Below are 10602 nucleotides of genomic sequence, written 5' to 3'. Positions count from 1 at the left end.
GAGCACGAGCTGGTCTTCTGCTCGCGCTCGGGCGCGCCGCACGTCCCGTGGCTGGAGCCGGACGTCAACGACCGGCTCGAGGAGCTGGCGAGACAGGGCGTGCGCGCGGCGGTGCTCTGCCCGGTCGGGTTCGTCTCCGACCACATGGAGGTCGTCTACGACCTCGACACCGAGGCGCTGGCCACCGCCGAGCGGCTCGGCATCGCGGCGGTGCGCAGTGCCACCGCCGGCACCGACCCGCGGTTCGTGGCCGCGGTCCGCGACCTGCTCCTGGAGCGGGCCGCGGTGGAGCGCGGCGAGGACGTCATCCGGGCCTGCGTCGGTGACATCGGACCGCTGTGGGACCGCTGCCCGGTGGGCTGCTGCGCCAACCCGCGCGACCCCAAGCCGACCCTGACCGGGGTCGGCGAATGATCGCCCCCGCCGCATGCTCGCTCCACCGCGCCACGACCGGCGAGACGACGGGCCCCGTGTGAGCGCCGAACTGCTCGCCGTTGCCCAGGAGACCGCCCGGGCGGCCGCCGACCTGGTCCGTGAGCGGGCCGCCCGCAGGATCGAGGTGGCCGCCACCAAGTCGACCGAGACCGACGTGGTCACCGAGGCCGACCGGGCCAGTGAGGACCTGATCCGGCGGATGATCGCGGCCAAGCGGCCCGACGACGCGTTCCTCGGCGAGGAGGGCGACGACGTCGCCGGCACCTCGGGCGTGCGCTGGATCGTCGACCCGATCGACGGCACCGTGAACTTCCTCTACGGCCTGCCGCGCTACGCCGTCTCGATCGCCGCCGAGCGCGACGGCGAGGTGGTGGCCGGGGTCGTGGTGGACGTCGCACGCCGCGTCGAGTTCAGCGCGTACGCCGGCGGCGACGGTGCTCACGGGGTGGTCGCCCTGCGCGACGGCAAGCCGATCGCGGTCCGGCCCGCCACCCCGCTCTCGCATCGGCTGGTCGCCACCGGCTTCTCCTACGACGCCGCGCTGCGCCGGCTCCAGGCCCAGTGCCTGGTGCGGTTCCTGCCGCGGGTGCGCGACGTCCGCCGCGCGGGCTCGTGCGCGCTGGACATCTGTGACGTGGCCCAGGGTGCCCTCGACGGCTACCTGGAGGAGGGCGTCCACCTGTGGGACCACGCCGCCGCCGGGCTGATCGCGCAGGGCGCCGGGGCACGGGTCGAGGTGGCCACCGGGCTAGGCGGTCAGCGGTTCTTGCTGGTCGCCCCCGAGCACGGCTTCGACGAGCTGCGTGAGGCGGCGCTCGACGCGGGGTACTACGCGCCGGAGTAGGCCCGCGTCGTACGCCCGAATACATGTGCGAAAAGCGGGAATAGAGGCTCGTCACCGGATGTTCATGCGTCGCACTCCGAGCCGGGTGTGCATGCAGCGGCACTGATGGTGCACAATCACGGCCCGTGCTGCTGGCTCGGGGCAGCTGCCGGGTGAGCTTGATTGAAGGGATGACGCATGGCGACGGACTATGACGCACCGCGCAAGAACGAGGAAGACCAGTCCGAAGAGAGCATCGAAGAGCTCAAGGCGCGTCGACACGACAAGAACTCCGGCAAGGTAGACGAGGACGAGGCCGAGGCCGCCGAGTCGTTCGAGCTGCCGGGTGCCGACCTCTCCCACGAGGAGCTGGCGGTCGAGGTGAAGCCGAAGCAGGATGACGAGTTCACCTGCATGAGCTGCTTCCTGGTGCACCACCGCTCGCAGCTGGCGGACGCGAAGCGGATGATCTGCCGCGACTGCGCCTGACGACGTATCTGGCAGTTCGGAGGGCGCCCTGCTGGGCGCCGGCGCCGCCTGGCCAGACACGCCCAGAACGAACGCGGAGCGGGCGCGAACCCGATGGGGTTCGCGCCCGCTCGTTCGTCTTCGGGCTACTTGCCGTCCTTGGCCAGCTGCGGGGGCAGGTGGCCGGTCGACTTCACGTAGTAGTTGGCCGCCCGGCGCTGGGCCAGCATCCGGACCAGCGCCACCGAGGCGCCGGTCAGCGCGGCCCAGGCGATGGCCTCCCAGACCTCGACGTCCGGATCGGCCGGGTTGGCCGGGGGCTTGCGGCCGGTGGAGGCCTGCCAGCCCTTGTCGAGCACCTTCCTGGCGACCGAGGCGGCGCCCAGCGCGGAGACCAGTGAGAAGACCGACCAGACCTTCGAGCCCTTCGGGGCGTTCGACTTCGCCATGGCCGCAGCCTAGCGCCCGAGTCGCACCGGGCGGTCCGCTCAGCGCCCGCCGGTGACCTGGGTGAGCGCGGCGGCGAGTCGCTCCGGGTGGCGCGTGCTGAGCAGCCAGTACGGCGCCGGGTCGGCCGGGTCGTCGATCTCCACCCGGACCGCACGCGACAGGTAGGGCCGCAGCATCAGGAAGGCGCGCACGTCGGCGTCGCGACCGGCCACCCGCCGGGTGGCCTCGGCGTCGAGTGCGGTCGCGGCCCCGAGGAACGACGTCTCGATCCGGGCTCGGCCGGCACGGAGCTGACCATCGGCGACGGTGATCCGGGCCGAGCCGTAGGCGGTGAACGCCAGCGCGAGCAGCGCCAGGATCGCCGCGGTCAGCCCCCAGGCGAGCGTTGCCGGCATCGAGACGATCATCGCGATCCACAAGGTGGCCTCGAACATCACGCCCTGCACCCACCAACGCAGCGGCACGCTCAGGCGCTCGTCGTACGCGGGAGTGCTCACGAGCGGAGAGTTTTTCATCCCCTCCTCCTGCTCGCGAGATAGGGTCCCGCCCGTGCCGCTGGACATCGCCATCCTCCGTCTTGATCCCGCTCTGCCGGCCCCAGCCTATGCCCACCCGGGTGACGCCGGCGCCGACCTGGTCACCGGAGTGGACGTGGTGCTGGCCCCGGGGGAGCGCGCGCTGGTTCCGACCGGGATCGCGATCGCCCTGCCCGAGGGGTACGTCGCCCTGGTCCACCCGCGCTCGGGCCTGGCCGCCCGGCACGGGCTCTCGATCGTGAACACCCCCGGCACGATCGACGCCGGCTACCGCGGCGAGATCAAGGTGCTGCTGATCAACCACGATCCGCACGAGGAGATCCGGCTGCGTCGCGGGGATCGGATCGCGCAGCTGGTGATCCAGCGCGTCGAGACCGCGCGCTTCGTCGAGGTCGAGACGCTGCCCACGTCGGTGCGTGGTGAGGGAGGATACGGTTCTACCGGAGGGTTCACGCAGGGCTGACCTGCGCAGACCACGACCGGCCATCCGAGACGTCACGAGAGAGCAGCACGTTGAAGTTCCGCCGCAAGTCGAGCACGCCCACGGAGCCCGCCACGCCCGAGACGGAGACCGAGACCGTCGCGGAGGAGACCCCGGCCGAGCCGGCGCAGCTCCAGGGGCCCTACGACGCGGACAGCATGCCGCCCGAGGCGGCCGCGGTGGAGCGCGTCGACCTCGGCTCGCTGCTGCTCCCGCCGGTCGAGGGTCTGGAGCTGCGGCTGCAGGTCGACGAGGCGAGCGGCGCGATCGCCGCCGTCCTGCTCACCGCCGAGGACGGCGCGCTGGAGCTGCGTGCGTTCGCGGCGCCGCGTGGCGTGGACCTGTGGGCCGAGGTCTGGCCGCAGTTGGAGGCCGACGTCGCCCAGCGCGGTGGGCAGTCGACCCAGCGTGAGGGCGCCTTCGGCACCGAGCTGGTCTGCCAGCTCGGGGTGACGATGCCCGACGGCAGCCAGGGCGTGCAGCCCTCCCGGATCATCGGCATCAACGGCGACCGCTGGCTGCTGCGGGCGACCTTCCTGGGGCGTCCGGCGATGGAGGTCGAGGCCGGCGAGGCATGGGAGCAGGTGCTGCGCTACGTCGCCGTACGGCGCGGCAAGGGCGCCATGCCGAAGGGCGAGGCGCTGCCGCTGGTCATGCCGCCGCAGGCGCGGCGAGTGGAGTGAGTCCGTCGTGAGCAGGGGAAGGCTGCTGCGGAACCTGAGCCACTGGGCCAACAGCGCCGAGCAGGACGCTCGCGACCTGCAGGAGGAGTACGACGCCGAGGGCGTCACCCCGATCGCCGAGGCCGTCGACCGGGAGAAGGTGCGGCTGCGCGGCACGCTGCGCACGGTCACGCTGCGCCCGCGCGGCGGCGTACCGGCCCTGGAGGCCGAGCTGTTCGACGGCTCCGGCGTGATCACCATCGTCTGGCTCGGCCGACGCCGCATCGCCGGCATCACCCCGGGCCGGTCGCTGCAGGTGCAGGGCCGGATCGGCCGGCACGACGGTGTCCGGATCGTGTTCAACCCCCGCTACGAGCTGATCCCGTGAGCGAGCCGATGGTCGAGGAGCAGGAACACGCCCACGTCGGCGTCGACACCGTCGAGGCGGTCGTCCGGCGTCAGATGGCCGCCTCCCTGGGCGGCCGCCGCGGGATGCTCGAGGCGGGGTTGCCCGGGCTGGCATTCACCGCCGCGTGGCTGCTCACCAAGGACATCCGCAGCGCGCTGATCGCCGGGGTCGTGCTGGCCGGCGCCGCACTGCTGGTGCGCCTGGTGCAGCGCTCCACGATCCAGTACGTCGCCAATGCCGTCGTCGGCATCGCCATCGGCTGGCTGGTGGTCCACATCGCCAAGGGGATGGGCGGCAGTGCCCAGGACCAGGCGCTGGCGTTCTTCGTGCCGGGGGTGGTGATCACCGGCGTCTACACGATCGTGATGGTGATCAGCTGCCTGGCCCGCTGGCCGTTGATCGGCTTCATGGTCGGCAGCGTGGCCGGCGACCCGCTGGAGTGGCACCAGAACCGGCAGATCGTCGCGCTGTGCACCCGGCTGACCTGGCTGTTCCTGGCTCCGGGCGCCATCCTCGCGGTGGTCGAGGGGGTGGTGATCCTGCTCGGCTACGGCGGACTGATGGACAAGGACGTCGCCGTGCTCGTGCTCGGCATCATCCGCCTCGGCGTGGGCTGGCCGCTGCGGCTGCTGGCCTGGGGCGGGATGGTCTGGATGCTGGCCCGCAACGCGACCCCGCTGGAGGCTTGAGCCTCAGCCCCCGTGGGTGCTCGGCGCGAGCAGCCGCTCCAGGCTGTCCTCGTTCTCGGCCGGCACGACGAACAACAGCTCGTCACCCGACTCGATCGGCTGCTCCGGCGAGGGTACGTAGACCTGTGCGTCGCGGATGATCGTGACCAGGGCGCAGTTGTCCGGCAGCGGGATCAGCCCCACGGGCTTGCCGACGTACGGGCTGTCGGCGGGCAGGGTGAGCTCGACCAGGTTCGCCTGGCCCTGGCGGAAGGTGAACAGCCGGACCAGGTCGCCGACGGTCACCGCCTCCTCGACCAGTGCGGACATGATCCGCGGCGTGGAGACGTTGACGTCCACTCCCCAGGCCTCGGTGAAGAGCCACTCGTTGTTGGGGTGGTTGACCCGGCCGACGGTGCGCGGCACGCCGAACTCCGTCTTGGCCAGCAGCGAGGTCACCAGATTGACCTTGTCGTCGCCGGTGGCGGCGATGACGACGTCGCAGCGGTCCAGGCGGGCCTCCTCCAGCGAGGAGAGCTCGCAGGAGTCGGCCAGCAGCCACTCCGCGTCCGGGACGCGCTCGGGCTTGATCGCCTCGGGCGACTTGTCGATCAGCAGGATCTCGTGACCGCCCTCGATGAGCTCTCGGGCGATCGAGCGGCCGACGGCACCCGCTCCCGCAATGGCGACTCGCATCCTCAGCGCTCCTCCGGACCCTTCTTGATGATGGCGTAGGCGTGCGCGGCGTTCTCCTCGCGCATCACCAGGTGGAGTACGTCGCCCTCCTGGATGACGCTCTCCCGGACCGGCAGCACGCCTTCGCCGAGCCGGTCGATCCAGGCGATCCGGCTGCGGGACTGCTCCTGGAAGTGAATGGTGCGCTGGCCGATCCAGGCCTCCGGCACCGGGATCTGGTCGACCCGGATGGTGCCCGACATGTCCCGGAAGTCCGGCTCGGCGCCGGCCGGCAGCAGCCGGCGCAGCACCTGGTCGGCGGTCCACTTCACCGTCGCCACGGTGGTGATGCCCAGCCGCTGGTAGACCTCGGCCCGGCCGGGGTCGTAGATGCGCGCCACCACGTTCTGGATGCCGAACGTCTCGCGCGCCACCCGGGCGGCGATGATGTTGGAGTTGTCACCGCTGGAGACCGCGGCGAACGCGTCGGCACGTCTGATGCCGGCCTTCTCGAGGACCTCCTGGTCGAAGCCGATGCCCGTGACCTTGTCGCCGTTGAAGGCGGGCCCGAGTCGACGGAACGCGTCCGGCTCGCTGTCGATCACCGACACGGTGTGGTTGCGGTCCTCGAGGCTGCGGGCGAGGGTCGACCCCACCCGGCCACAGCCCATGATCACGACGTGCACGCCGCTACCGTAGCGGCACTGCCGCCCCGAGCGCGCCGTACCGTAGCCTTTCCCGTCGTGGGTATGGGCGACATCTCGAAGCGGATCCTGCTCGGGCGCAAGCTGCGCAGCTCCCAGTTGGGCGAGACGCTGCTGCCCAAGCGGATCGCGCTGCCGGTCTTCGCCAGCGACGCGCTGTCGTCGGTGGCGTACGCCCCCGACGAGATCTTCATCATGCTGTCGCTGGCCGGCGTGAGCGAGTACGCGTTCTCCTGGAAGATCGCGATCATGGTCGGCATCGTGATGACGGCCGTGATCGCGTCCTACCGGCAGAACGTGCACGCCTACCCCTCCGGTGGGGGGGACTACGAAGTCGCGACGGTCAACGTCGGCCCCGCCGCCGGGCTGACCGTGGGCTCGGCGCTGCTGGTCGACTACGTCCTGACGGTCGCGGTGTCGATCTCCTCCGGGGCCAACTACGCCGGCTCGGCGATCCCGGCGCTGCACGGTCACGTGGAGCTGCTGGCGGTGTGCCTGGTCGTGGTCCTGGCCGCGATGAACCTGCGTGGCATCCGCGAGGCGGGCACGGCGTTCGCGATCCCGACGTACTGCTTCATGGCCGGCATCATCGGCATGGGCGTGGTTGGCCTGATCCGACTGAGCGCCGGCGACCTGCCGCACGTGGAGAGTGCGAAGTACGACATCACGCCGACCCCAGGCATGGCCGGTGGGCTGGGCGGGCTCGCGCTGGTCTTCCTGCTGATGCGGGCCTTCTCCTCCGGCTGTGCCGCCCTGACCGGTGTGGAGGCGATCAGCAACGGCGTGCCGGCGTTCCGCAAGCCGAAGAGCAAGAACGCCGCCACCACGCTGCTCATGCTGGGGATCATCGCGATCACGATGATGATGACGATCATCGTGCTCGCGCGGCACATGGGCCTGCACTACGTCGACCCGACCGACATGAGCCGGCTGACCTACCACGGTCACCCGCTGCCGAAGGACACCGTGCAGGACCAGGTCATCGCCCAGCTCGCCAAGGCCGTCTTCTCCGGCTTCCCCCTGGGCTTCTACTTCGTGACCGTGGTCACCGGCGTGATCTTGGTGCTCGCCGCCAACACGGCGTTCAACGGCTTCCCGGTGCTCGGCTCGATCCTGGCCCGCGACGGCTTCGCGCCCCGGGCGCTCGGCTCGCGCGGCGACCGGCTGGCCTACAGCAACGGCATCATCTTCCTGGCCGTGATGGCCACGGTGCTGATCGTGGCCTTCCACGCCCAGACGACCCGGCTGATCCAACTCTATATCGTGGGCGTGTTCGTCTCCTTCAACCTCAGCCAGCTCGGCATGATCCGGCACTGGACCCGCGAGCTGAAGGTCGTCACCAACCCGGCCACCCGTCGGCGGATGCAGCGCTCCCGGGTGATCAACACCATCGGCCTGACCCTGACCGCGGCGGTGCTGGTCGTCGTCCTGATCACCAAGTTCCTCGCCGGCGCGTGGATCGCGATCTTGGCGATGGTGTTCTTCTGGCTGATCATGCGCGGCATCAAGCGGCACTACGACAACGTCGAGAAGGAGCTTGAGGCCGGCGACGAGGACCGCGTCCTGCCCACCCGGGTGCATGCGATCGTGCTGGTCTCCAAGCTGCACAAGCCGACCCTGCGGGCGCTGGCGTTCGCCCAGGCGTCGCGGCCCAACACGCTCGAGGCGGTCACCGTCTCCACCGACGAGGCGGCCACCGCGCGGCTCCTGGAGGAGTGGGACGAGCGCAACATCGGCCTGCCGCTGAAGGTGCTGCACTCGCCGTACCGCGAGCTGATCCGGCCGATCGTCGACTACGCCACCGCCATCCGCAAGGCCAACCCGCGCGGCGTGGTGGCCGTCTACATCCCCGAGTACGTCGTCGGGCGCTGGTGGGAGCAGGTGCTCCACAACCAGTCGGCGCTGCGGCTCAAGGGCCGACTGCTGTTCACGCCCGGCGTGATGGTCATCTCGGTGCCCTATCAGCTGCACTCGGGCGAGGTCCGGGCCCGCGAGCTGCGCGAGGAGGCCTGGGTGCGGCCCGGCAGTGTCCGCATCGGCGGGCACGACAGTCAGATCGGCCTGTGAGCCGCGCACCGGGCCGTCGGTCCGTCCGGCAGCGCCAGGCCCGCGGCCGCTCGCACGTGGGGGAGCGGTACGACGTCGTCGCCGGCCCGATCGCGCACGGCGGCCACGTGGTCGCGCGGGTGGAGGGCCGGGCCGTCTTCGTCCGACACGCCCTGCCCGGCGAGCAGGTGCTGATCGAGATCACCGAGGGGACCGACGGCGACCGGTTCTGGCGGGCGGACGCGATCTCGGTGGCGACGCCGTCGCCGGACCGGGTCGAGGCGCCGTGCCCCTACGCCGGTCCAGGCCGCTGCGGCGGCTGCGACTTCCAACACGTCGCGCTGCCGGCGCAGCGGAGGCTGAAGGCGGACGTGGTGCGCGAGCAGCTCGCCCGGCTGGCCGGGCTGGACCTGCCGGTGACGGTCGAGGCCGTGCCGGGCGACGGGCCGGAGATGGAGGCCGGCCTGCGCTGGCGCACCCGGCAGTCCTACGTCGGCCCGGGCAAGGGCATGCGTAAGCACCGCTCGCACGACGTGATCCAGGTCGAGGACTGCCTGATCGCCCGCGAGGACGCGCGCACGCCCGGGCCGGGCATCGTGGTGGAGCACGTGGGCGAGCACGCGTTCGAGGTGGCGGCCGACGGGTTCTGGCAGGTCCATCCCGGGGCACCGGCCACGCTGGTGGACGCCGTACTGGAAGCGCTCGACCCGCGCCCGGGGGAGTCCGTCCTGGACCTGTACGCCGGCGTGGGACTCTTCGCGGCGTTCCTGGCCGAGCGGGTCGGGCCGTCGGGCCGGGTGGTCGCGATCGAGGGTGCCCGGCGCGCCTCGGGGCTCTCGGCGGCCAACGTGCCGGCGGCGGAGGTGGCGGCCGGCGACGTGGCGGCGGTGCTGGCGCAGGCGTATGCGGAGCGCTTCGACCTGGTGGTCCTGGACCCGCCGCGCGAGGGCGCCCGGCGTGCTGTCGTCGAGGCGGTCGTCGCCCGGTCGCCGCGGGCGGTGGCCTACGTCGCGTGCGACCCCGCCGCGCTGGCCCGCGACGTGGCGATCTTCGCCGAGCACGGCTACGGGCTGGAGCGGCTGCGGGCCTTCGACCTGTTCCCGATGACGCACCACGTCGAGTGCGTCGCGCTGCTGACAAAAGTGGGCTCTGACCTGCACTGATGCAAATCGGTGTCTCGCTGCCGAGGGACGAAATCTCGCCTTATGGCGCACTTTGGGCGCACTTTGCGGATCGAGCCAGACGATTGGCGCACTTTGACGGTGCCGAGCGCTGGATGGTCGGGCCTATGCCGAGGCTCCGGCAGGCTGCCCGGGCGGCGGCCGCGGGCCACGGACCGGCGGAGGTCATCAACAGCTATATCGCCCGCGCGCGAATCCGCGAGGGCACGGCCGACGAGATAATGAACGCCGCTACCTGGCGTGGGGGGCCGACATGGAGGAGGGCGCACGTCGCTCCTGGTCGCCGAGACGTCTTACATGCAGAGCTGCCCGAACCCTGAGCAGTTGTACCGGTCGTAGTCCCCAGGTGGCGGGTCCTACGCCACCGCATCGCCTTGCCCGCGAGTCTCGCGCTCCCGGCCCTGCGGCCCGAACAGATCACGGCAGCCGGCAGCTTTTCGTTTCAGACGCCTCGTCGGGCATGACGGGGCAGATCGCCTGGCGGCGGCAGCGTGGCATAGCACGACCCGGTTGCGTGCAGGTTCCGGCCGACGGAACGGCAACCCTGGTCGGGTCCGCCGGCGACCTATCGTGTGGTCGTCCTCACGTCCCGGTGGGTGTGGCGGCTGCTCCAGCACCCGATTACGGAGGTTTCGATGGCTGCACCGACGGTCGCCAGTCCCCGAGGCCGTCGTTCGCGTGCTGGGTCCCGTGCACTGTTACCTAGCCGTATTCCAGGCTATGGACGCCGACGGCGCATGAGCGCGAGCGCATCACCATCTCGTGCCAGTCCCACGAGCCCGGGCTGACGATGTCGGGAGGTTACCCGAGCCACATCGGCTCCGGCCGCGTGGCGCATAACGTGCTCGGCGAGGGCAAGCACGCCGGCTTCGAGCGCTACACGGGGCTGTGGGTCGCCGGTCGGTTTGCCGCGCCCCGTCGTTTTCGACGGCGCGTCGAGATCTTCCAGCGTCGCAACCCTCACCCGCTCGTCCCTACGCGGCGTAGCGCCCCTGCTTCACGATTCCCCCTTGAAAGGTAGACCACCCATGAGCCAGATCCTCGAGGCTGCCAAGCTGTCCGCT

Annotated in this window: 13 protein-coding genes; 9 read left to right on the top strand and 4 right to left on the bottom strand. The window is 71.2% G+C overall.

Going from position 1 to position 10602, the window contains the following annotated elements:
• From VHA72_RS09655 to VHA72_RS09645, 3 genes are all read left to right on the top strand, one after another.
• Positions 1 to 414, top strand: a 414-nt coding sequence (locus tag VHA72_RS09655) for a ferrochelatase (RefSeq protein WP_325574636.1), incomplete at its 5' end; no start/stop codon positions are given.
• A gap of 58 nt (positions 415 to 472) precedes the next feature.
• Complete coding sequence (locus VHA72_RS09650) at positions 473 to 1279, top strand: inositol monophosphatase family protein (protein ID WP_325574634.1); 807 nt, start codon at positions 473 to 475, stop codon at positions 1277 to 1279.
• A gap of 177 nt (positions 1280 to 1456) precedes the next feature.
• Complete coding sequence (locus VHA72_RS09645) at positions 1457 to 1747, top strand: DUF4193 domain-containing protein (protein ID WP_325574632.1); 291 nt, start codon at positions 1457 to 1459, stop codon at positions 1745 to 1747.
• A 125-nt stretch (positions 1748 to 1872) separates the two neighbouring features.
• Here the strand turns inward: VHA72_RS09645 and VHA72_RS09640 are convergent, their stop codons facing one another.
• Together VHA72_RS09640 and VHA72_RS09635 are read right to left on the bottom strand one after the other, a co-directional pair.
• Positions 1873 to 2175: a DUF4235 domain-containing protein gene (locus VHA72_RS09640; RefSeq protein WP_325574630.1), complete on the bottom strand. Its 303-nt coding sequence runs from the start codon at positions 2173 to 2175 to the stop codon at positions 1873 to 1875.
• Between the two features lie 39 nt (positions 2176 to 2214).
• Complete coding sequence (locus tag VHA72_RS09635; RefSeq protein WP_325574628.1) at positions 2215 to 2673, bottom strand: DUF3093 domain-containing protein; 459 nt, start codon at positions 2671 to 2673, stop codon at positions 2215 to 2217.
• Between the two features lie 52 nt (positions 2674 to 2725).
• Between VHA72_RS09635 and dut the strand changes: the two genes are divergently transcribed.
• The 4 genes from dut to VHA72_RS09615 are packed head-to-tail and all read left to right on the top strand — an operon-like array spanning position 2726 to position 4953.
• Positions 2726 to 3175, top strand: a complete 450-nt coding sequence (gene dut, locus VHA72_RS09630) for a dUTP diphosphatase (protein WP_325574626.1) — start codon at positions 2726 to 2728, stop codon at positions 3173 to 3175.
• A gap of 50 nt (positions 3176 to 3225) precedes the next feature.
• The gene (locus VHA72_RS09625) at positions 3226 to 3876 is read left to right on the top strand and encodes a DUF3710 domain-containing protein (protein WP_325574624.1); all 651 of its coding nucleotides are present in this window, start codon (positions 3226 to 3228) and stop codon (positions 3874 to 3876) included.
• 7 nt (positions 3877 to 3883) lie between these two features.
• Positions 3884 to 4243: an OB-fold nucleic acid binding domain-containing protein gene (locus VHA72_RS09620; RefSeq protein ID WP_325574622.1), complete on the top strand. Its 360-nt coding sequence runs from the start codon at positions 3884 to 3886 to the stop codon at positions 4241 to 4243.
• Positions 4240 to 4953 carry a DUF3159 domain-containing protein gene (locus tag VHA72_RS09615; protein WP_325574620.1) on the top strand — a complete coding sequence of 238 codons (714 nt, stop codon included), beginning with the start codon at positions 4240 to 4242 and terminating at the stop codon, positions 4951 to 4953. The genes VHA72_RS09620 and VHA72_RS09615 overlap by 4 nt, the downstream gene beginning before the upstream one ends.
• A gap of 3 nt (positions 4954 to 4956) precedes the next feature.
• On the opposite strand, the gene VHA72_RS09610 is transcribed toward VHA72_RS09615, so the two are convergent.
• The gene (locus VHA72_RS09610) at positions 4957 to 5628 is read right to left on the bottom strand and encodes a potassium channel family protein (RefSeq protein WP_325574618.1); all 672 of its coding nucleotides are present in this window, start codon (positions 5626 to 5628) and stop codon (positions 4957 to 4959) included.
• Between the two features lie 2 nt (positions 5629 to 5630).
• Positions 5631 to 6278 carry a potassium channel family protein gene (locus tag VHA72_RS09605; protein WP_414689782.1) on the bottom strand — a complete coding sequence of 216 codons (648 nt, stop codon included), beginning with the start codon at positions 6276 to 6278 and terminating at the stop codon, positions 5631 to 5633.
• Between the two features lie 78 nt (positions 6279 to 6356).
• Here VHA72_RS09605 and VHA72_RS09600 point away from each other — a divergent pair, with 78 nt between their 5' ends.
• A complete protein-coding gene (locus VHA72_RS09600) occupies positions 6357 to 8378 on the top strand; it encodes an APC family permease (RefSeq protein ID WP_325574638.1) in 2022 nt (673 codons plus the stop codon).
• The gene (locus VHA72_RS09595) at positions 8375 to 9520 is read left to right on the top strand and encodes a class I SAM-dependent RNA methyltransferase (protein ID WP_325574614.1); all 1146 of its coding nucleotides are present in this window, start codon (positions 8375 to 8377) and stop codon (positions 9518 to 9520) included. Before VHA72_RS09600 ends, VHA72_RS09595 begins: the two co-directional genes overlap by 4 nt.
• Positions 9521 to 10602: the final 1082 nt, after the last annotated feature.

The sequence above is a fragment of the Nocardioides sp. genome (genome assembly GCF_035547795.1).
In the GTDB taxonomy this organism is placed as follows: Bacteria; Actinomycetota; Actinomycetes; order Propionibacteriales; family Nocardioidaceae; genus Nocardioides.
This window is presented reverse-complemented; position numbering and strand designations above follow the sequence as displayed.